The sequence below is a fragment of the Pseudomonas sp. GW821-FHT01D09 genome, assembly GCF_059422465.1.
Genome location: NZ_JBWKWY010000004.1, coordinates 74,853 through 94,029, shown reverse-complemented (window position 1 = coordinate 94,029; position 19,177 = coordinate 74,853). Strand labels below are relative to the sequence as shown.

The window sequence follows — 19,177 nt, the reverse complement described above, 5'->3', positions numbered from 1 at the left end:
GCCGCAGTCAGCGGCTGGGCCAGGACTTTGAGCGTTTGAGCGTGAACGAACAGTTGTCGGGCTGGCTGTCCGTGCACAGGTAGATGTCCTGCTCAAAAGGCCCCCGGGCCGGGACCCAGTGCAGGGAATCGGTCAGTGACATACTGAAGTGGCGTTCAGGCGCCTGGAACCTCAGGTTGACCCATTGGTTATTGCCCGCCTTGTAAAGGCAATACTCCACATAGCCTTGTTGGCGCTGTTGCCCCTCGAGCGGAACAAAAACCGCCCCGACAAACCGGTCCAAAAAGCTTGCCGCCTCCACTTCGAGGCTTTTCCATTGGCCATTTTCGCTTTGGAAATGGCCATCCCGGAATTTGATCGACGAAGGGTATGGGCAACCCAATTGCTCGCTACCCTGAGCAATGGAACAACTCCCCAGCAAAAATAAAAAAAGTGCCCGGGCAATCATGTGTCGTTCCGTTGAGAGACTGAGGTACTGCCGCTCAGTAAAGTCCTAGAAGAGCCTTTAAGATAGCTGTGAAATATGACAGTGCCGACAGACGTTCACCCAAAAAAAACGGCGCATTTCGCGCCGTTTCAAGGAAAAGCTGATTACCGGTGCCCGCCACGCCCCCGGCCATGATCACCGCCACGGCCATCGCCTCGACCGTGACCACCGTAACTTCGATGATCACCCCACCCCTGGCTGGGATGTGGACGGTAGCCCGCCCTTGGTCCGGCTTGATAGTAACGGGGCGCCGGCTGGTAATAACGCGGCGCCGGGTAGTAACGTGGCGGCGGGGCATAATAGCCGCGCCGGTACTGGTAAGACGGGCCACCGCCGTAGTAATAGACCGGCGCCGGCGCGGTATAGACTTCGGATCGGTAGTAGCGGGAGCCTCCATCGTAATAAGGCACGCAGGCAGAAAGGGTCAGGCCGAGCACAGCGATAAGGAGCATTCGACGATACATGGCGGCCTCCTGGACCGCGGAAGAGCACACCCCAACGACGCTGGGAGGCGACAAACAGCTTTCACTGAATGACAAAGGATCAGACATCGAAAACCAAATCTGGTGCGATTTGGACATAGATTGATACATGTACATCAAGCAACCGTTCGCGCCATCACAGTGCAATCGCGCACCACGACCACGCACAACAGCGCCCTGCCCCCCACTCCCCCGCCACGCGCCCCTTTAAAACGGCCTTTGCCTGACTTGGCACGACTCTCGCTTTACCTCTTCCCGTGCAGGAGTCATCACAGGTTCGCGGCACCACAATTTGCAATGGCCGACTAGGGTTCCGGCTCGCATGTGCGAGTGGCTGGTCCGAGAGTTGGCGACCTCCAGTTGAGGTTACACGGCGGGATAAAAGCCCGGGAGACAAGCCACCGTTCACGGTGCCGCGTTGTTCCTGTCCGCCCTTGATCAACTGGAGAAGCATCCATGCCTTCGATACGTCTACCCACCTTGCTCGCCGCAGCCTTCACTGTCCTGATGAGTATGCAGGCCCCGGCTGCGCCCAAAGACCACTTCAGCGTGTGCTGGACCCTTTACGCCGGCTGGATGCCCTGGGAGTACGCCGGCAGCCAAGGCATCCTCGACAAGTGGGCAAAGAAGTACGCTATCAAGATCGATATGGTGCAACTCAACGACTACGTCGAATCCATCAACCAATACACCGCCGGCCAGTTCGACGGTTGCACCATGACCAACATGGATGCCCTGACCATCCCCGCTGCCGGCGGTGTCGAGAGCACCGCGCTGGTGGTCAGCGACTTCTCCAACGGCAACGATGGCGTGGTGATCAAAGGCCAAGGCAAAACCGTCGCCGACCTCAAGGGCATGCACGTCAACCTGGTGGAGCTCTCTGTCTCCCACTACCTGCTGGCACGGGCCCTGGACTCGGCCGGTCTGAGCGAAAAAGAGCTGAAAGTAGTGAATACCTCCGACGCTGATATTGCCGCAGCCTTCAACACCGATCAGGTACAAGCCGTCACCACCTGGAACCCGATGTTGTCTGAGATCAAGGCCAAGCCCGGGACCAGCCAAGTCTTCGACTCCAGCAAAGTGCCTGGCGAAATCATGGACATGATGGTGGTCAACACCCAGGTACTCAAAGACAACCCCGCTCTGGGCAAGGCTCTGACCGGTGCCTGGTTTGAAGTGGTGGCGCTGATGAATGCCCAGACCGCAGCCGGCACCAGCGCCCTTGAACACATGGCCAAGGCGTCCGGTACCGACCTCAAGGGGTTCCAGGCACAACTGGGCACGACCAAACTGTTCGCCACCCCCAGAGAGGCGCTCGACTTCGCCACCAGTGCGCAGTTGCCAGCGACCATGGGCAAAGTCGCCGAGTTCTCCTTTGCACACGGCCTGCTCGGCGAAGGTGCCCGGGACACCAACGCCGTAGGCATGAGCTTCGCCAACGGCGTGACCCGCGGCGACATCGCCAACCTCAAGCTGCATTTCGACCCCGGCTACGTGCAGATGGCCGCCGACGGCACGCTGTAAGAGGACACGGCCATGCGCCTGATCAATCGTCACCCGGATCGCTCCAGCCGCCTGTTGTTGGTGCTGTTGCCGTTCGCCCTGCTGTTGCTTGCCTATTTCGTGGGCTCGGCCGAGCGCCTGGCCGAAAACCCCAACGACAAATTACTGCCCAGTGCCGGGCAAATGAGTGATGCGGTGAAGCGCCTGGCCTTCACCGCTGACACCCGCACCGGCGAATACCTGCTGTGGCAAGACAGCGCTGCAAGCCTGCGCCGCCTGGCCATCGGCCTGGGCATCAGCGCCCTCGCCGGCCTGTGCCTGGGCATGGCCGCTGGCACCTTGCCATTGTTCGGGGCACCGCTGTCTCCCTTGCTGACGGTACTGTCGATGGTGCCGCCCTTGGCGATCCTGCCGATTTTGTTCATCGCGTTTGGCCTCGGGGAGCTGTCGAAAGTGATGCTGATCGTGATCGGCATTACCCCCTGCCTGGCCCGTGACCTGGAGCAACGGGCGCGGGAAATACCCGTCGAGTTGCTGGTCAAGGCCCAAACCCTCGGCGCCTCGACCTGGACCCTGATGCTGCGAGTGGTGCTGCCGCAGTTGCTGCCTCGCCTGCTGATCTCCTTGCGTCTGATGCTGGGTTCGGCGTGGCTATTTCTGATCGCCGCCGAAGCCATCGCGTCCACCGACGGCCTGGGCTATCGGATCTTCCTGGTACGCCGCTATCTGGCCATGGATGTGATTCTGCCGTACGTGGTGTGGATCACCCTGCTGGCGTGGCTGATGGACTGGGGTCTCAAGGCCCTGACCCGGCGTGCGTTTCCCTGGTATGAAGGAGCACGGGCATGAGCTTTATCAGCGTCAACAACGTGTGGCAGCGCTACGGCGAGCAGGTGGTGCTCGAAGGCCTCAATCTGCAGGTTGCCGAAGGGGAGTTCTGCACCTTGGTCGGCACTTCGGGCTGCGGCAAATCGACCTTTTTGCGCTTGTTGCTCGGACAGGAAACCGCCAGCCGAGGCGAGATCCTGCTGGACGGCCAAGCCCTCGCCGCCGAGCCCGATGCCAGCCGTGGCGTGGTATTTCAACGCTATTCGGTGTTTGCCCATTTGAGCGTGCTCGACAATGTCACCCTGGGCCTCGAACTACCGAAGTCCGCATGGCTGGGGCGGCTGTTTGGCAACGCCAGAAAAGCCGCCCGCGAACAGGCCGCCGCGTTGCTGCACAAAGTCGGTCTCGGCCACGCCCTGGACAAGTACCCGGCACAGCTGTCCGGCGGCATGCAACAACGCCTCGCCATTGCCCAGGCCCTGATCATGAAGCCCCGTGTGTTGCTGCTGGACGAACCCTTCGGCGCTCTCGACCCGGGCATTCGCAAAGACATGCATCAGTTGCTGCTGGAGCTGTGGCGTGAAACCCGGCTGACGGTGTTCATGGTCACCCACGACCTCAGCGAGGGCTTCAGCCTCGGCACACGCCTTCTGGTCTTTGACAAGGTGCGCGTCGACCCCCACGCCCCCGGCGCCTATGGCGCCCGTATCACCTATGACATTCCCTTGAACAGCGAGCGTCGCAAGGCACTCGCCGCCGAACTTGGAGCGACGTGCCAATGATCGATGCCACTCAACTGTTTCCACCGTTCGCCGAAGAAATGCTGCCCGGCGGCGGCCACCGCTCCTTCGTGCTCAAGCGTGGCCAACTGCTGCGCCTGACCGATATTCGCGGTGGCGCCAATGTCAGCCTGACCCTGCTTAATGCCAATGAAAAAACCGAACGGCTGAACCTGCCCGACAGCCTCAAATGCCAACACACCGCCAAGCTCACTGCCGGCCACTGCCTGTACTCGGACATGGGCCGCGTACTGGCCGCCATCACCGCCGACACCTGCGGCTGGAGCGATAGCATCGGCGGCGTGCTCTGCGCCTCGGAAGTGGCCGAAAAGTATGGCCAGGGCCGCTTCCAGGAACGGCGTAACGGCTTCTTGCGCAACGGCACCGACAACCTGCTGGTGGAACTGGGCAAATGGGGCCTGGGGCTTTGCGACCTGTTGATGACCCTCAATCTGTTCAGCAGAGTCCGCGTGGACGACGACGGTGGCCTGCACTTTGTACCGGGCAACGCCAAGGCTGGCGACTACATCGAACTCTACGCGCCGATGGACACTCTGGTGGTGCTCACCGCCCTGCAACATCCGCTGGACCCCAACCCTGACTACGCACCACAACCTTTGAAACTGAGCTGGATGAACGCCGATAAAAGCGTCGCCGAGCACTGCCGCACTTCGCGCCCGGAAAACGAGCGCGGTTTTATCAACACTGACCGTCTGTTCGCCTGAGGCCCTGCCATGTCTATTGCACTTGCCAAACAACCGGACACCGCGATCTACCGTGCAACCATTCCCGCCGGCGAACCCTGGCTGATGGAGGTCAAGGCCGGACAGACCTTGCGCATCCTTGATCTGGAGGGCAACCAGGCGGTCGACACCCTGTTCTACAGCCTGAAAAACCCCAGGGAACGCTATGACGTGCAACGCACTCTGCGCCGGCAAAACAACATCTACCTGGGCACCGGCAGCGTGCTGTATTCCAACCTCGGCCAGCCAATGCTGACCATCGTCGATGACACCTGCGGGCGCCACGACACCCTCGGCGGAGCCTGCGCCCAGGAGAGCAACACCGTGCGCTACGCCCTGGAAAAACGCTACATGCACAGTTGTCGCGACAACTACCTGCGGGCCTGTGCCCATGACGGGCGCCTGGGCAAAAAAGACATTGGGCCGAACATCAATTTTTTCATGAATGTGCCGGTTACCGCCGACGGCGGCCTGACCTTTGAAGACGGCATCAGCGCCCCCGGCAAGTACGTCGACCTGCGCGCAGAAATGGACGTGATTGTGCTGATCTCCAACTGCCCACAACTGAACAACCCCTGCAACGCCTACAACCCCACCCCTGCGGAGCTACTGGTATGGAACTGAAATTCAAGCGCCTGCGTAGATGGTTTTTTGCCCTATGCCAGTCCCGAAGCGGGCAGTGCCTGCAAAAACCCTGAAGCCCTGGAATCTGCGCCATGGACGACCCTGGCGCCACGCCCACTGTGCGGGACGGCCCGCATCCCTGGACAAGGCTGAGCCGTTGTCAGCCTGTGGGGTTTAGCCATGTTCAAAAAACTCTTGATCGCCAACCGTGGCGCTATCGCCTGCCGTATCCTGCGCACCTTGCGTGACCTGCAGGTCGAAGGCATTGCCGTCTATTCCCAAGCCGATGCCACCAGCCTGCATATCCAGCAGGCTGATGAGGCTTATAGCCTGGGCGACGGGGCGGCACCAGGCACCTACCTGTCGGTGGAGAAAATCCTCGCCGCCGCCAAGGCCTGCGGGGCCACCGCGATTCATCCGGGCTATGGGTTTCTTGCAGAAAATGCCGCCTTTGCCGAGGCCTGCGAAAACGCGGGTATTGCCTTTGTCGGGCCAACCCCACAGCAACTGCGTGTGTTCGGCCTCAAACACACGGCCCGCGCCCTGGCCAAGCAACACCGGGTCCCGCTGCTGGAAGGCACTGAGCTGCTCGACAGCCTGGAGGCCGCGCTGCTGGCCGGTGAGCGCGTGGGCTATCCGGTCATGCTCAAGAGCACCGCCGGTGGCGGTGGCATCGGCATGCGGGTCTGTCGCGACGCCGCGGAGTTGAGCGAGTCCTTTGACGCGGTCAAACGGCTGGGGCAGAACAACTTCAGCAACGCCGGCGTGTTTATCGAGAAATACATCCAGCAGGCCCGCCATCTGGAAGTCCAGGTATTTGGTGACGGCGCGGGTGAGGTTATCGCCCTGGGCGTGCGCGACTGCTCCGTACAACGGCGCAACCAGAAAGTCCTCGAAGAAACCCCGGCGCCGAACCTGCCCGAGGGCCTGGCCGACGCCTTGTGTTCGGCGGCCATCAGCCTGGCCAAAGCCGTGAACTACCGCAGCGCCGGCACGGTGGAATTTATCTTTGATCGCACCGACGGGCGTTTCTACTTCCTGGAAGTGAACACCCGCTTGCAGGTAGAACATGGCGTCACCGAACAGGTATGGGGCGTGGATCTGGTGCGCTGGATGGTGCAATTGGCGGCGGGAGAGTTACCCCCCCTGCACACACTGGTGCTCAAACCCCAGGGGCATGCGATTCAGGCCCGCCTGTACGCAGAGGATCCTGGTCGGGATTTCCAACCGAGCCCGGGGCTCTTGACCCAAGTCGACTTCCCCTGCGCCGAAGGTCTGCGGATCGACACCTGGGTCGAAGCCGGTTGTGAGATCCCGCCTTATTTCGACCCCATGATCGCCAAGCTCATTGCCTGGGCACCGACCCGTGAACAGGCACGCCTGGATCTGCACCAGGCCCTGGGCGACAGCCAACTGTACGGCGTGGAAACCAACCGCGATTACCTGCGCCAAATCCTCTCGGCCGCCCCTTTTGTCAGCGGCCAGCCATGGACCCGCTGCCTGGAAGACCTGGTTTACCACGCCGATACCTTTGAGGTGCTAAGCCCCGGTACGCAAACCAGTGTCCAGGACTATCCCGGCCGCCTCGGCTACTGGGCCGTCGGTGTACCACCGTCAGGCCCGATGGACAGCCGTGCACTGCGCCTGGGCAATCGCTTGCTGGGCAACGAAGACGGTGCCGCCGCACTGGAAATCACCATGAGCGGGCCGCTGTTGCGCTTCAACTGCACGGCGGTGGTGGCCGTGACCGGGGCTCCCATCACGCTGTTGCTGAACGATCAAAGCGTGCCGATGAACACTGCCTTGTTGATCCCCGCCGGCGCCACCCTAAGCCTGGGCATGCTCACTGGCGCAGGAGCCCGCAGCTACCTGTGCCTGCGTGGTGGCCTGCAAGTGCCCGACTACCTGGGCAGTAAAAGCACGTTTACCCTTGGGCAGTTTGGCGGTCATGGCGGGCGGGCGTTGCGCGCCGGCGATGTGTTGCATCTGTCACCGCTGCTCGATACCAGTGCCGGCCAGACGTTGCAGCCACAACCACTTGCCCACGTTCGCACACTGCGGGTGATCTACGGCCCCCATGGTGCACCGGAATACTTCAAGCCGGAGTACATCGACACCTTCTTCGCCACCCGTTGGGAGGTGCACTTCAACTCCAGCCGCACCGGCGTGCGGCTGATCGGGCCCAAGCCGCTGTGGGCGCGTACGGATGGCGGTGAAGCGGGTTTGCATCCCTCCAATATCCACGACAACCCCTACGCCATCGGGGCAGTGGACTTTACCGGTGACATGCCGGTGATCCTGGGGCCGGATGGCCCGAGCCTGGGTGGGTTCGTATGCCCGGTGACGGTGATCGAAGCGGACCTTTGGCAATTGGGCCAGCTCAAGGCCGGTGACACACTCCAGTTCACCCCCATCGATCTCAAGACCGCCCGCGATCTCGCCCGGGACTGGGATCAACCGTGGAAACCGAACGTACCCCCACACTTGATCGCCTCACCTGTGGTTGTGGATATTGGCAAAGACGACACCCGCCTCGTCGCCCGTCTCGCCGGCGACACGCACCTGCTCCTGGAAATCGGCGCGCCCGAGCTCGACCTGGTCCTGCGCTTTCGTGCCCACGCACTGATGCAAGCGCTGCAAGCGCTATCCCTGCCCGGCGTGATCGACCTGACACCGGGCATTCGTTCCCTGCAAATCCACTACCAGCCCGAGCAACTGCCTCTGGCCGATCTGCTGCCCCTGATCACCCGCCAATGGCATGCCGTGTGCGCCACGCCCAACCTGCAAGTACCCTCGCGCATCGTTCATCTGCCCTTGTCATGGGACGATCCGGCCTGCCAACTGGCCATCGAAAAATACATGACGACCGTGCGCAAGGACGCGCCCTGGTGCCCAAGCAACCTTGAGTTCATCCGCCGTATCAACGACCTGGCCAACCTTGATGAAGTGCGCCGCACTGTGTTCGACGCCCACTATCTGGTGATGGGCCTGGGCGACGTTTACCTCGGTGCTCCGGTCGCCACGCCACTGGATCCGCGCCATCGCCTGGTGACCACCAAATACAACCCGGCGCGCACCTGGACCGCCGAAAACAGCGTGGGCATCGGCGGCGCCTACCTGTGCGTCTACGGTATGGAGGGCCCCGGTGGTTATCAGTTTGTCGGGCGCACCTTGCAAATGTGGAACCGCTACCGCGAAGTGGCGGCGTTCGACGGCAAGCCCTGGTTGCTGCGTTTCTTCGACCAGATCCGCTTTTATCCGGTCAGTGGCGAAGAACTGCTGAGGATTCGTCGGGACTTCCCGCTTGGGCGTTTTGAACTGAACATCGAACACAGCCAGTTGAACCTGGCGGATTACCAGGCCTTTCTGGCGCAGCAGGCCCAGAGCATTGGTGCGTTTCGTGAACAACAACAGCATGCCTTCAACGCCGAACGCGAGCGCTGGATCGCCAGTGGCCAGGCACATTTCGACAGCGAGGAACGCCCCTCCCCCCTGGCAGAAGACACACCGCTTGAGGCCAAGCAAGCGAGTATCGACAGCCCCATCGCCGGCAACCTCTGGCAGGTCCAGGTGACGGCGGGCGAGCGCGTCGCGGCCGGTGCGGTGCTGGTCGTGCTGGAATCAATGAAGATGGAAATCCCCGTGTTCGCGCCATTCGCCGGCACAGTGCGGGAAATCCCCGTGCAACCTGGCAGTGGCATCGGCGCCGGGCAACGTGTGGTGGTGCTGGAGCGTGACTGATCTCTACTTTCCTACAGGCGGACAAGCCATGAATCTGCAACTCGATAACCTGCGCAGCGCTTACCTGAGTGGCGACATCACCCCGCGTCAACTGCTGCTGCAACTACGGGAAAAAGCCATACAGTTGAACCCGGACTATCACCTGTTTATCCACCTGCTCAGCGTTGCAGAACTCGAACCTTATCTGCGAGCACTGGAGGGCCAGGCGATAGCCGACCTGCCGCTGTTCGGCGTGCCATTTGCGATCAAGGACAATATCGACCTGGCCGGTGTGCCCACCACGGCGGCGTGCCCGGCATTCGCCTATACACCGTCGCGCTCGGCGACCATTGTCGAGCAGTTGATCGCCCTCGGTGCGGTGCCACTGGGCAAGACCAATCTTGATCAGTTCGCCACAGGGCTCAACGGCAGCCGCTCACCGTATGGCGCCTGCCCCAACAGTGTGCTGGCGCAGTATCCGTCGGGCGGCTCCAGTGCCGGGTCTTCGCTGGCCGTCGCGCTGGGCGTGGCAAGTTTTGCCTTGGGCACCGACACTGCCGGCTCCGGTCGTGTACCGGCAGCCTTGAACAATCTGCTAGGGCTCAAAGCCACCAAAGGGCTGATCTCCACAGCGGGGGTGGTGCCGGCATGTCGCACCCTGGATTGCGTCACCACGTTCACCCACACGGCGCAGGAAGCCAGCCACCTGTTGGCGCTGACCGCAAGGCTTGACCCTCTGGACGCCTACAGTCGCCGTAACCCTGCCTGGAATGATGCCTCGGCCTTTGGGGCGCCACGGCCTTTTCGTTTCGGTGTGCCACGGGATCAGGACCTTGAATTCTTCGGCTGCGAGCAAGGCCCGCGCCTGTTTCGCCAAGCCATTTCCCGCCTGATCGCCTTGGGTGGCGAGCCGGTCAGCCTCGACCTGTCGCCGTTCCTCGAAGCCGCCCGCCTGCTGTATGAAGGGCCATGGGTCGCGGAGCGCTACAGCGTCGCGGGCGATTTGATGGAGTGCCAGCCTGAGGCAGTCCTGCCGGTGATTCGTGCAGTATTGGCCAAGGCACCCGCCGTCACGGGTGTCGACACCTTCCGCGCCCAATACCGCCTGCAAATGCTCAAGACCCTGTGCGACCAGGCACTGCAAACCCTTGATTGCGTGTTGACGCCGACCATCGGCCGCCCCGTGACTCTCGACGAGTTGCACGAAGAACCCGTGCTACGCAACGCCGAACTGGGCTACTACACCAACTTCATGAACCTGCTCGATTACGCCGCCGTCGCCGTGCCCAGCGGTTTTATGGACAACGGCTTGCCTTGGGGCGTGACACTGTTTGGTCGGGCGTTTACCGATCAGTACCTGCTCAGTGTGGCGCACGCGCTGCAGCGCCAGCAGGCCTCGGCTGCGTCAGCAATCGGCACCGCCAGCCATGACCGCACGCGCCTGGTGGTCTGCGGTGCGCACCTGGAAGGCCTGGCACTCAACGGGCAACTGACCCGGCGTGGCGCACGCCTGTTGGAGCGTACCCACAGTGCAGCCCACTACCAACTCTTTGCCCTCGCCGGCGGCCCCCCCTACCGGCCCGGCCTGCTAAGAGTGGCGCAAGGCGGCGTGGCGATTGCAGTCGAAGTCTGGGAGATGCCCAGCAGCGAACTGGGCTCCTTTGTCCACGGCATCCCCGCCCCCCTGGGCCTGGGCAAGGTGCAACTGGCCGACGGGCGCTGGGAAAGCGGCTTTATCTGCGAACCTTACGGACTCGCCGGTGCACTCGACATCAGCCACTTCGGCGGCTGGCGCCAGTACCTGGGCAGTTTGCAATAGCGGGCCTTGGCTGTATCGTGCAAGGCACACCGGGTTCCACCGGGACTTGTCCGATACCGCCTGAACCGACCGATGACCACACCTCAACTTTGCCCTGCCTGTGGCGCCCGCAACGACTGCACCCTGGCCGACCCACGTACCGTCGACCAGGCCTGCTGGTGCTACAACGTCAGTATCGACCCGGCGGTGCTTGAGGCGTTGCCCGAGGCACTGCGCAACAAGGCCTGCCTGTGCCCACGCTGTGCCCAGGTCGATGAGCAATTGCGCAAGGCCGAGGCCCGGTAATGCGTCTCGACCGGTTCCTCAGCAACCTGCCCCGTTTCAATCGCCAGCAAGTGCGCCTGCTGCTGGCGGAGCGCCGGATCCACGTCGATGGGCTGCCGGTTGCCGACCCCCACCATGACGTTCGCACATTCAGCCGCGTGGAGTGTGATGGTCAAACCCTGCAAGCAGGCAAACCCGCACGCTATTTCATGCTGCACAAGCCGCCAGGCTGCGTGAGTGCCACCCTCGACCCGCAACACCCCACCGTCCTCGACCTGCTGGATGAACCGGACAAGGCCGACCTGCATATCGCCGGCCGCCTGGACTTCAACACCACCGGCCTGTTGCTGATCACCAATGATGGCCAGTGGTCGCGACGCCTGACCCAGCCTCGGACCAAGCTGCCCAAGGTCTACTACGTCGAGACCGAGCAAGAGATCGGCCCGGATTACGCCGCAACATTTAGCGCCGGCCTGTACTTCGCCTTCGAGGACCTGACCACCCAACCGGCCGACCTGCAAGTGCTGAGCCCCAAAAGCGCGCGCCTGAGCATCATTGAAGGGCGTTATCACCAGGTCAAGCGCATGTTCGGGCACTTCGACAACAAGGTGACGCGCCTGCACCGCGAACGCATGGGGCCGCTGGTGCTGGATGAACAGCTCGCCCCCGGCCAGTACCGGCCGCTGACCGACGCCGAAATCCAGCAGATATGACCGCTCAGCCGGTGATCGCCAAAACCCCAGGGTGAAACGGGCGACCTGGCCCGCCTCCTGCTTGAATCAAAACGCCAGCCGTAATCTGACTGGCGAGTCACTCTACCCTCCAAGAAACACCTTGCCCGCCATAACAACAGCCGTCGGCCAGCCTCATCGGACCGACATGGGCCTCCTTTCCAGGCGTATGCCTACCTGTCACAAAGCTCGTGCAGAGTGATCTGCGCGCACCACCCGCTTGCCAGGAGTCTTACGACATGAGGCCAGAAATCGCTGTGCTGGATATACAGGGGCAGTATCGGGTTTACACGGAGTTCTATCGCGCGGAGGCTGCTCAAAAGACCATCATCCTGGTCAACGGCTCCATGGCCACCACTGCGTCTTTCGCCCAGACCGTGAAAAGCCTGTACCCGCAATTTAATGTGGTTTTGTACGATCAGCCCTACGCCGGTCGCTCCAAAGCCCACAATCGCCATGAGAAAATGCTGACGAAGGACATTGAAGGCCAGATCCTCCTGGAACTCATCGAGCACTTCGCCGCCGAGCACGTGCTGTCGTTTTCCTGGGGCGGCGTCGCCACCCTCGTCGCCCTGTCCCAGCGCCCTCGCCGCGTGGAGAAAGCCGTCATCAGCTCATTCTCCCCGGTGATCAACGCACCGATGCGCGACTACCTGGAGCGCGGCGTCGACTACCTGGGCAACCTCGACCGCCACAGCGTCGGCCACCTGGTCAACAGCACCATCGGCAAACACCTGCCGCCGCTGTTCAAGCGCTTCAACTATCGGCACGTCAGCACCCTGGCCGAGCACGAATACGGGCAGATGCACTACCACATCAGCCAGGTGCTCAACAGCGACCGCCAGTGCTACCTCAAGGCCGCACGGCAGATCGACATTCCGGTCCTGTTCTTGAATGGGGAGTGGGACGAATACACCAGCGCCGAGGATGCCCGGCTGTTCGGGCAACATGTGGCCAACAGCAGCTTCGGCACCATCCAGGCCACCGGGCACTTCCTGGACATGGAGCACAAGGCCGCGTGCAATGACAGCCGGCAGGCATTGATGGGCTTTTTGCAACCGCAACAGTCGCTGAACCGACTGCGGTATCACCAGGGCCAAGCCCCGCAGGCGTTTGCCATTTGAAAGCAAAGCCCTGGAGCGACACCCCAGGGCTGGCTCAAACGTCGGCTGACGCTCGCAACTTGCACATTTTTCAAAGAAAAACTTCAAATTGCCGCGCACATCTGGTACAAAGTCAGCCGCTCTGAGCGGGTATAGTTTAGTGGCAAAACGAAAGCTTCCCAAGCTTTAGTTGAGGGTTCGATTCCCTCTACCCGCTCCACTTTTGTTTTCTCTCGTTTTTCCGCCTTATCCCCCCACGTTTTTACATCGGCGACCAGCCCAGGCGGTACGGGGCTTTCAGCGATTCTGCATGTTCCCTAGCATTCCGCCGCTTGTCTTTTCAGTCTGGAATTTTTTGTATAGCGGTTTGTAGAGTGGAGTTAGATCGAACCACACTCACTGATTGCTCGTACGTATGCCTGACACCCGCCAACACAATCAATCCCTCATCCCCCTCCTCGGCAATTCTGACAATTCGTTGAGCAAACACTCGGTCAAGTTCGGCTCTCTCTTCTCCGTAAACCCGCCGGAGCTGGTGGCGACAGGCACTGCATCGGTGACTGCAAAGGGCGGGGTGGCAAGGCAGGACGGCCATCGCCGTTCAGATCCAAGCCCTTGGTTCCAGTGCTGATAGGGTCGTAGGCCTGTCCCTGCCAGATGATCGTGCCATTCTGCATATGGCCGTGAAAGCGCATCACGTCGCCTCCCAGGTGGGTGGAGTCGACTTCGTACAAGCGAACGGCATCACCCGGCTCCAGCAGTTGGGCATCGGTGTTGATAGCCATAGTTAAAACCAACCATTCGTCGGAACTGTTATTTCTAACAGTATTTTATAAAAAATAATCGGCGAAAAATCAGACATCAAATACGACTAAAACGACGTCAGCCACTTGATGAAACATCAGAAAATTGAGACCTACAGCACTTAATCCCAATCAGGTAGTAACTCATAAATTCTGTACAAACAAGGTGAACGAAATGAGCAAAGTCAAACTTACAACCACCCTTGGCGAAATAACCATAACGTTGTTCGACGAAAAAGCTCCTATCTCAGTAAAAAATTTTTTAGATTACGTTAGAAACGGTCACTACAACGGAACAATCTTCCACAGGGTAATTAGTGGCTTTATGGCTCAAGGCGGAGGCTATGAACCGAACATGATTCAAAAACCGACTAATGCACCAATAAGAAATGAGGCGAACAACGGATTAAAAAACGATATGTATACAGTTGCCATGGCACGTACCCAAAACCCCGACTCAGCCGCTGCTCAATTTTTTATTAATTTCTCAAACAATAGCGTCCTCAACTACTCTTCTAGCACACCACAGGGCTGGGGCTACGCCGTTTTTGGCGAAGTTACAGAAGGACAAAACGTAGTAGACGAAATTCAAAAAACCAGAACGGGTAGAAAATCGACGCTTACAGATGTCCCCATAGAGGACATCATAATTACAGAGGCGAAAATCATTCAATAAACCTATAACAACTCTGATTATTGCCATCGTCCGGGTTTCCAGAACTTTACGGTCAGACGCCCACCCTATTCGGGTTGTTGAAAAAGCCGTCGCGGTCGCCTACTTCGGTCAACCAGGAATGGCAGGCATAAAAATCCGGTGCTCTTATGGGGAGCCCGGATTTTTCAGCGGATAAAACTAGCTCAGTGCTACAGAGTTTTTAGCGGTTTAATCAAACTTTCCGCCGGAATCCCAAACATCTCATGCAGTTTCCAAATCATCGGCAGCGTAAGAGCCCGCTTCCCGTTCAACACCTCATAAACCCGATTCTTCCGCCCGATGGCAGGCACAAGATCTGTCGCTGACAAACCGGACTGCTCCATCCTGAAACGTATAGCATCTACCGGACTGGGCAGGTCAACCGGAAAGTGCTTCGCTTCGTAAGCCTCGATCAGCGTAATCATTACCTCAAGATAATCCCCTTCAGGAGTCCCTGGCTCTGGTTCATTATCGAACAGCGGCGAGACAGCCTTTAGCGCTTCTTGGTAATCCTGTTCGGTATGAATGGGTCGAATGTTCATGGGTTACTCCATTTCAACAGCATCTGCGTCAACGGCAGCGTACGGCTTATGTGTGCCGACAAATTTGATAGAGAGAGCGCCGTAGCGGTAGGCCACAGCGACCACTACAGAACGCCGAGGCCTCTTGTGGGAGTCCTAGCAGGTTTAGCCCAGTAAAACCTCGCAATACCTGCGTCCTGCAGCCTCGCCCCGTGCTCATACACTGCTTGCACCACCTGCCCTGTTTTGTTGGTGGGTAGAGTGTTGATAATTTTAATTTAGTGGTTATAGTCACTACCAACACACCACAAGGAGGTGATGTGGATAGCCGATACTTGATAGGCCATATCGTCGCAGATGGCTGGTACCTGGTGCGCGTCAGGGGCAGTCATCATCACTTCAAGCATCCCACCAAGCCCGGGCTGGTGACCATTCCCCATCCCCGCAAAGACCTGCTGGACAAGACCGCCAAGAGTATTTTGAAACAGGCCCTGCTCAGTTAAAAAGTCCGTGGAGGACAACGCACATGCTGTATCCAATTGCAATTTCAACCGGCGACGACGACCACGCCTGGGGCGTAGAAGTCCCCGACATCCCTGGTTGCTTCTCTGCCGGCGATGATCTGGACGACGCCATGGCCATGGCGCGGGAGGCCATAGAAGGTCATTTCGAGCTTCTGGCGGAGGACGGTGCGCCGATTCCCAGCGCGCAAAAGGTCACGCTCCACGCGGCCAACCCCCTGTACGCCGGCTGCACCTGGGCGGTGGTGGATATTGATGTGACCAAGTACCTGGGCAAGGCGCAAAAACTCAACATCACGCTGCCTGGCTATTTGCTCAACCGCATCGATGAGTATGTGCTGCATCACCCAGAAGAAAAAAGCCGCTCGGGGTTTCTCGCTTCGGCTGCGCTGAAGGTGTTGCAACAAGAACGGTAATACCGCCGAATTTGACCGCAAGAAACGTAGTTCACCCCAAGGCGATGAGCGCTAAAGTGCTGCCCTACCCGGTCAATGATCCACCCAACAAGGAGCCCGCTCATGCCGTGTGAATATAAACTCATGCCCTCTCCCGTCGGCGAACTGACCCTGGTTTCCCGCAATGGCAAGCTCGCCGCCATCTTGTGGGAAACCGAGCGCGCTAACCGTGTGCGCCTGGGCGAGTTGGTAGAGGTCAACCACAGCCCGGTGCTGTTGGAGGCCGAACGCCAGTTGAACGAGTATTTTGCCGGTACCCGCGACCGCTTCGAGCTGGAACTGGACTTTGCCGGCACCGAGTTCCAGAAAAAAGTCTGGGCCGCACTGTTGACCATCCCTTTCGGTGAAACCCGCACCTACAGCCAGATCGCCCAGCAGATCGGCAACCCGAAAGCCGTGCGGGCGGTAGGCGCGGCGAACGGGCGCAATCCCATTTCAATCATCGCCCCCTGCCATCGGGTGATTGGTGCGTCGGGCGGGCTGACCGGGTTTGCCGGTGGGCTTGAAGCCAAGCAGTATTTGCTGAGCCTGGAAGATGGCGAGGCCTCACGGTCGCTGTTTTGATGACCCCGTAAATGGTGGGCCCACCTCTTCATCGGGATTGGGCCCAAGAGATGTAAAAAGAAATCTCAACATGCCGCCACGGTCACACTCTATACATTCGCATCGCCTGGGCTGTTGGAGAAAGTTCTGCGTGATGACGTGCACCACCAGGCGCAGAGCGCGGAGAAAATCTGTGCCCCCTCAAACCCCAACCGCCGTGTTCATGAAAGGGCCAGCGCTCAACCGTCGCCATTGCGGCTCTTGCCATAGGACGAAGCCAGCGCCCGGGCTTTTTCCAGGCGGGTTTCCAGCTTGGGCAGGGTTTCGTCGACCAGCGCCTTGATTTCGGGGATGTCCGACGCTGCACCTTCCTGCTTGAACAGCGCAATGGCCTCTTCGTTGGCCTTGACCTGTTGGGCGGTGTAGGCGGCGTCGAAGGAGTCACCGTCGGTCAGCTGCGGCATCAGGGTTTCGGCCTGGTCGGCGATCTGCTCGCGTGGCGCTACCGGCAGGTCGAGCTTTTTCGCAATGGCCGCCAAATGCTGATTGGCCAGGGTGCGTTCATTGATGACCTCGATGGTGTAGTCCTTGATTTCCTGGGACGAGGTCTTGGCGTGGGCCATGCGGCTGGTTTCGATATCGGCCATGCCCTTGGCCGAGGCTTGCTCGATGAATTCGGCCGGCCCTTGGGCCAAGGCATTGCTGGCGCCGAGGCCCAGCAGCATCGCGAAAGTGGCGGTGCGTAACCGGATAGCCATGCGGCTCATGATGGGTTCCTCCAGGTCATAAATACAGGCCGGGGAACGAGCCCCGCCCTGAATCTGAATTTTCAGGGCGGCAAAGGTTTAGAAAAAACTTGCCAGTGCGACGAACGGTCGTCGTCGCTCAGGTCGTTTTACTGCCCAGCAAGCCTGGCAACGCATGGGCCAAAGCATTGATGGCAAAGCCGATAAACATCACGCCACACAGCTTGGTGATCAGTACTTCATGGCGCTGATACACGGTACGCACTTGGCGGGCGCCGACGATGCCGATCAAGATGGCATAGGCCAGCAGGCCACCGACAAAGCTCAAGACAATCAGCCACGGCAACATGCCCCAGGTCAGCAATTCGGCCCGGCTCGACAGCAGCGCGGTGAACGTGGCCACGGCCACCGGGTACGCCTTGGGGTTGGTCAGGCCAAACAGGATGCCGTGCCAGAACGGCTGGCGCGCCGCACCCTGAGGCGCGTCACCGCTGCGGCCACGGCTGCGGATGGCACGGATGCCCAGCCAAAACAGATACAGGGCACTGAGCACACCCAGCACATCAAATGCACTGCTGCCGATTTCCCGTGCACCGACAATCGCCACCAACGCGGTGCTGCACCACACCACATCGCCCAACAGGTGCCCGCACAGAAAACCCGCGCCGGCCCGACGCCCGCGCGCCGCACCGATGCCAAATACCGCCAGCACCCCGGGGCCCGGCGTAATGCCATAGATAAAGCCCGAGGCAATCACGGCAAACAGCAATGATGAAGTCATGGGTAACACGCTCTGACAAAAAAGGAGGGGCGCGTCGATTGTGCACAATCCACCCGGCACTGCAATGCTAGGCCACGGGTTTGGCCAACACGTCTTGCACTTGAGCGATCAACCACTGCAAGGCGCCATCCCCACCGCGGCGTTTATGCCAGGCCAATACAAAACCGAAGGACGGGATATAAAACGGCGGCGGCACCACCAGCAGGTGCCGGGGATCGATATTGAGCAGCCCTTGTGAAGACACGGTGAGAATCAGGTCGGTGCCCTGGATCAACTGCGGCGCGATGCCCCAATGCGGTAGGCTGATCGCCACATGGCGCCGCTCACGGATCGCGGTCAGGGCCCGTTCGATTTCCGGGGTGCCACTGCCGCGCATTTCCAACAGCACATGGGGCCGCGCCAGGTAGGTGGGCAAGTCGAGCACGCCACCTGGGGGCAAGCTGTCGCGGTCGACCAGGCAGGCATAGTGCTCCTCGAACAACGGTGTGCTGCGCAGCTCGGCCGGCAGGTCGGGAAACACCCCGGCCGCCAGATCGATCTCGCCACTGAGCACCCCTTCCTGCATACCTTCGCGACTGGCGTGGGAGATGACCAGGTCAATCCCCGGCGCCTGCTCGCGCAGCGCCCTCGCCAGCCCGGGCAACAGCAGCGCCGCGCCGTAATCGGACATGGCCAGGCGAAACGTGCGCCTGGCCGACGCCGGGTCGAAACGGTTCGGCGCCAGCAACGACTGCACCTGGGCCAACGCATCGGCCAGCGGCGTCGCCAGCTCCAATGCGCGAGCGGTGGCAACCAGGCCGCCCCCCTGGCGCACCAACAACGGGTCGCCCAGCAGGTCACGCAAGCGTGCCAGCGCATGGCTGACCGCCGGCTGGCTCAAATGCAGGCGCTCGGCGGCGCGGGTGACGTGCTGCTCGCTGAGCAAGGCATCAAGGGTCACCAACAGGTTGAGGTCGATGCGGCGCAGATCATTCATAGCATGCATGTTCAACATAAGAACTTGGCATTTAAATCTGCGCGACGAATACCG

The 19,177-nt window shown here is 60.3% G+C and carries 22 protein-coding genes, 1 tRNA gene, 1 pseudogene and 1 riboswitch; of the genes and pseudogenes, 15 read left to right on the top strand and 9 right to left on the bottom strand.

Features of this window, described 5'->3' with window-relative positions; all coding sequences use genetic code 11:
* Positions 1 to 7: 7 nt before the first annotated feature.
* Genes AC07W7_RS06230 through AC07W7_RS06220 form a run of 3 tightly spaced genes read right to left on the bottom strand, consistent with a single transcriptional unit; the run spans position 8 to position 951 of the window.
* Positions 8 to 448, bottom strand: coding sequence for a DUF3757 domain-containing protein (locus tag AC07W7_RS06230; RefSeq protein WP_495038941.1), 441 nt, complete (start codon positions 446 to 448; stop codon positions 8 to 10).
* Positions 449 to 482: 34 nt separating this feature from the next.
* Positions 483 to 674 (bottom strand): hypothetical protein, encoded by a 192-nt coding sequence (locus AC07W7_RS06225; RefSeq protein ID WP_197882707.1) that lies wholly within the window; start codon positions 672 to 674, stop codon positions 483 to 485.
* A complete protein-coding gene (locus AC07W7_RS06220; RefSeq protein WP_076962525.1) occupies positions 592 to 951 on the bottom strand; it encodes a hypothetical protein in 360 nt (119 codons plus the stop codon). The genes AC07W7_RS06225 and AC07W7_RS06220 overlap by 83 nt, the downstream gene beginning before the upstream one ends.
* 312 nt (positions 952 to 1,263) lie before the next feature.
* A riboswitch (guanidine-I (ykkC/yxkD leader) is annotated at positions 1,264 to 1,364 on the top strand.
* 61 nt (positions 1,365 to 1,425) lie between these two features.
* Between AC07W7_RS06220 and AC07W7_RS06215 the strand changes: the two genes are divergently transcribed.
* From AC07W7_RS06215 to AC07W7_RS06165, 11 genes are all read left to right on the top strand, one after another.
* Positions 1,426 to 2,493: a putative urea ABC transporter substrate-binding protein gene (locus tag AC07W7_RS06215; RefSeq protein WP_076962526.1), complete on the top strand. Its 1,068-nt coding sequence runs from the start codon at positions 1,426 to 1,428 to the stop codon at positions 2,491 to 2,493.
* Positions 2,494 to 2,505: 12 nt separating this feature from the next.
* On the top strand, positions 2,506 to 3,321 hold the full coding sequence (locus AC07W7_RS06210; protein WP_076962527.1) for an ABC transporter permease: 816 nt from the start codon (positions 2,506 to 2,508) through the stop codon (positions 3,319 to 3,321).
* Positions 3,318 to 4,082, top strand: a complete 765-nt coding sequence (locus tag AC07W7_RS06205; protein ID WP_076962528.1) for an ABC transporter ATP-binding protein — start codon at positions 3,318 to 3,320, stop codon at positions 4,080 to 4,082. The genes AC07W7_RS06210 and AC07W7_RS06205 overlap by 4 nt, the downstream gene beginning before the upstream one ends.
* Positions 4,079 to 4,804, top strand: coding sequence for an urea amidolyase associated protein UAAP1 (locus AC07W7_RS06200; RefSeq protein ID WP_495038940.1), 726 nt, complete (start codon positions 4,079 to 4,081; stop codon positions 4,802 to 4,804). The genes AC07W7_RS06205 and AC07W7_RS06200 overlap by 4 nt, the downstream gene beginning before the upstream one ends.
* A 9-nt stretch (positions 4,805 to 4,813) precedes the next feature.
* Positions 4,814 to 5,446, top strand: a complete 633-nt coding sequence (locus AC07W7_RS06195) for an urea amidolyase associated protein UAAP2 (protein ID WP_038446620.1) — start codon at positions 4,814 to 4,816, stop codon at positions 5,444 to 5,446.
* Between the two features lie 180 nt (positions 5,447 to 5,626).
* On the top strand, positions 5,627 to 9,187 hold the full coding sequence (gene uca / locus AC07W7_RS06190; protein WP_495038939.1) for an urea carboxylase: 3,561 nt from the start codon (positions 5,627 to 5,629) through the stop codon (positions 9,185 to 9,187).
* 28 nt (positions 9,188 to 9,215) lie between these two features.
* A complete protein-coding gene (atzF, locus tag AC07W7_RS06185) occupies positions 9,216 to 10,985 on the top strand; it encodes an allophanate hydrolase (protein WP_495038938.1) in 1,770 nt (589 codons plus the stop codon).
* 72 nt (positions 10,986 to 11,057) lie between these two features.
* Positions 11,058 to 11,270: a cysteine-rich CWC family protein gene (locus tag AC07W7_RS06180; RefSeq protein ID WP_076962532.1), complete on the top strand. Its 213-nt coding sequence runs from the start codon at positions 11,058 to 11,060 to the stop codon at positions 11,268 to 11,270.
* Positions 11,270 to 11,962: a pseudouridine synthase gene (locus tag AC07W7_RS06175; RefSeq protein ID WP_495038937.1), complete on the top strand. Its 693-nt coding sequence runs from the start codon at positions 11,270 to 11,272 to the stop codon at positions 11,960 to 11,962. Before AC07W7_RS06180 ends, AC07W7_RS06175 begins: the two co-directional genes overlap by 1 nt.
* A 257-nt stretch (positions 11,963 to 12,219) precedes the next feature.
* Positions 12,220 to 13,104: an alpha/beta fold hydrolase gene (locus AC07W7_RS06170; RefSeq protein WP_495038936.1), complete on the top strand. Its 885-nt coding sequence runs from the start codon at positions 12,220 to 12,222 to the stop codon at positions 13,102 to 13,104.
* A gap of 125 nt (positions 13,105 to 13,229) precedes the next feature.
* A tRNA-Gly gene (locus AC07W7_RS06165) sits at positions 13,230 to 13,303 on the top strand.
* A gap of 274 nt (positions 13,304 to 13,577) precedes the next feature.
* On the opposite strand, the gene AC07W7_RS06160 is transcribed toward AC07W7_RS06165, so the two are convergent.
* On the bottom strand, positions 13,578 to 13,868 hold the full coding sequence (locus tag AC07W7_RS06160; RefSeq protein WP_169898275.1) for a phage minor tail protein L: 291 nt from the start codon (positions 13,866 to 13,868) through the stop codon (positions 13,578 to 13,580).
* A gap of 193 nt (positions 13,869 to 14,061) precedes the next feature.
* Here AC07W7_RS06160 and AC07W7_RS06155 point away from each other — a divergent pair, with 193 nt between their 5' ends.
* The gene (locus AC07W7_RS06155) at positions 14,062 to 14,562 is read left to right on the top strand and encodes a peptidylprolyl isomerase (protein ID WP_495038935.1); all 501 of its coding nucleotides are present in this window, start codon (positions 14,062 to 14,064) and stop codon (positions 14,560 to 14,562) included.
* A 188-nt stretch (positions 14,563 to 14,750) separates the two neighbouring features.
* On the opposite strand, the gene AC07W7_RS06150 is transcribed toward AC07W7_RS06155, so the two are convergent.
* Entirely contained in the window at positions 14,751 to 15,122 is a 372-nt protein-coding gene (locus AC07W7_RS06150) for a helix-turn-helix domain-containing protein (protein WP_076962536.1), read from the bottom strand.
* A gap of 3 nt (positions 15,123 to 15,125) precedes the next feature.
* Positions 15,126 to 15,230, bottom strand: a pseudogene (locus AC07W7_RS06145) (type II toxin-antitoxin system HigB family toxin); the annotation flags it as partial.
* Between the two features lie 191 nt (positions 15,231 to 15,421).
* On the opposite strand from AC07W7_RS06145, the gene AC07W7_RS06140 reads away from it, so the two are divergent.
* The 3 genes from AC07W7_RS06140 (at position 15,422) to AC07W7_RS06130 (ending at position 16,641) form a co-directional block, all read left to right on the top strand.
* Positions 15,422 to 15,604: a type II toxin-antitoxin system HicA family toxin gene (locus AC07W7_RS06140; RefSeq protein ID WP_076962537.1), complete on the top strand. Its 183-nt coding sequence runs from the start codon at positions 15,422 to 15,424 to the stop codon at positions 15,602 to 15,604.
* 23 nt (positions 15,605 to 15,627) lie between these two features.
* On the top strand, positions 15,628 to 16,038 hold the full coding sequence (locus AC07W7_RS06135; protein ID WP_495038934.1) for a type II toxin-antitoxin system HicB family antitoxin: 411 nt from the start codon (positions 15,628 to 15,630) through the stop codon (positions 16,036 to 16,038).
* Positions 16,039 to 16,140: 102 nt separating this feature from the next.
* Entirely contained in the window at positions 16,141 to 16,641 is a 501-nt protein-coding gene (locus tag AC07W7_RS06130; RefSeq protein ID WP_076962539.1) for a methylated-DNA--[protein]-cysteine S-methyltransferase, read from the top strand.
* Positions 16,642 to 16,859: 218 nt separating this feature from the next.
* Here the strand turns inward: AC07W7_RS06130 and AC07W7_RS06125 are convergent, their stop codons facing one another.
* From AC07W7_RS06125 to AC07W7_RS06115, 3 genes are all read right to left on the bottom strand, one after another.
* Entirely contained in the window at positions 16,860 to 17,387 is a 528-nt protein-coding gene (locus tag AC07W7_RS06125; protein WP_076962540.1) for a DUF4142 domain-containing protein, read from the bottom strand.
* 118 nt (positions 17,388 to 17,505) lie between these two features.
* Positions 17,506 to 18,147, bottom strand: a complete 642-nt coding sequence (locus tag AC07W7_RS06120; RefSeq protein WP_495038933.1) for a LysE family translocator — start codon at positions 18,145 to 18,147, stop codon at positions 17,506 to 17,508.
* 67 nt (positions 18,148 to 18,214) lie between these two features.
* Positions 18,215 to 19,132 carry a LysR family transcriptional regulator gene (locus AC07W7_RS06115; protein WP_495038932.1) on the bottom strand — a complete coding sequence of 306 codons (918 nt, stop codon included), beginning with the start codon at positions 19,130 to 19,132 and terminating at the stop codon, positions 18,215 to 18,217.
* Between the last annotated feature and the right edge of the window lie 45 nt (positions 19,133 to 19,177).

Excerpts from the sequence above, each read along its gene's own strand:
- AC07W7_RS06230 (WP_495038941.1), bottom strand. The coding sequence starts at position 448 with ATGATTGCCCGGGCACTTTTTTTATTTTTGCTGGGGAGTTGTTCCATT.
- AC07W7_RS06220 (WP_076962525.1), bottom strand. The coding sequence starts at position 951 with ATGTATCGTCGAATGCTCCTTATCGCTGTGCTCGGCCTGACCCTTTCT.
- AC07W7_RS06215 (WP_076962526.1), top strand. The coding sequence starts at position 1,426 with ATGCCTTCGATACGTCTACCCACCTTGCTCGCCGCAGCCTTCACTGTC.
- AC07W7_RS06210 (WP_076962527.1), top strand. The coding sequence starts at position 2,506 with ATGCGCCTGATCAATCGTCACCCGGATCGCTCCAGCCGCCTGTTGTTG.
- AC07W7_RS06205 (WP_076962528.1), top strand. The coding sequence starts at position 3,318 with ATGAGCTTTATCAGCGTCAACAACGTGTGGCAGCGCTACGGCGAGCAG.
- AC07W7_RS06200 (WP_495038940.1), top strand. The coding sequence starts at position 4,079 with ATGATCGATGCCACTCAACTGTTTCCACCGTTCGCCGAAGAAATGCTG.
- AC07W7_RS06195 (WP_038446620.1), top strand. The coding sequence starts at position 4,814 with ATGTCTATTGCACTTGCCAAACAACCGGACACCGCGATCTACCGTGCA.
- uca (WP_495038939.1), top strand. The coding sequence starts at position 5,627 with ATGTTCAAAAAACTCTTGATCGCCAACCGTGGCGCTATCGCCTGCCGT.
- atzF (WP_495038938.1), top strand. The coding sequence starts at position 9,216 with ATGAATCTGCAACTCGATAACCTGCGCAGCGCTTACCTGAGTGGCGAC.
- AC07W7_RS06180 (WP_076962532.1), top strand. The coding sequence starts at position 11,058 with ATGACCACACCTCAACTTTGCCCTGCCTGTGGCGCCCGCAACGACTGC.
- AC07W7_RS06175 (WP_495038937.1), top strand. The coding sequence starts at position 11,270 with ATGCGTCTCGACCGGTTCCTCAGCAACCTGCCCCGTTTCAATCGCCAG.
- AC07W7_RS06170 (WP_495038936.1), top strand. The coding sequence starts at position 12,220 with ATGAGGCCAGAAATCGCTGTGCTGGATATACAGGGGCAGTATCGGGTT.
- AC07W7_RS06160 (WP_169898275.1), bottom strand. The coding sequence starts at position 13,868 with ATGGCTATCAACACCGATGCCCAACTGCTGGAGCCGGGTGATGCCGTT.
- AC07W7_RS06155 (WP_495038935.1), top strand. The coding sequence starts at position 14,062 with ATGAGCAAAGTCAAACTTACAACCACCCTTGGCGAAATAACCATAACG.
- AC07W7_RS06150 (WP_076962536.1), bottom strand. The coding sequence starts at position 15,122 with ATGAACATTCGACCCATTCATACCGAACAGGATTACCAAGAAGCGCTA.
- AC07W7_RS06135 (WP_495038934.1), top strand. The coding sequence starts at position 15,628 with ATGCTGTATCCAATTGCAATTTCAACCGGCGACGACGACCACGCCTGG.
- AC07W7_RS06130 (WP_076962539.1), top strand. The coding sequence starts at position 16,141 with ATGCCGTGTGAATATAAACTCATGCCCTCTCCCGTCGGCGAACTGACC.
- AC07W7_RS06125 (WP_076962540.1), bottom strand. The coding sequence starts at position 17,387 with ATGAGCCGCATGGCTATCCGGTTACGCACCGCCACTTTCGCGATGCTG.
- AC07W7_RS06120 (WP_495038933.1), bottom strand. The coding sequence starts at position 18,147 with ATGACTTCATCATTGCTGTTTGCCGTGATTGCCTCGGGCTTTATCTAT.
- AC07W7_RS06115 (WP_495038932.1), bottom strand. The coding sequence starts at position 19,132 with ATGCATGCTATGAATGATCTGCGCCGCATCGACCTCAACCTGTTGGTG.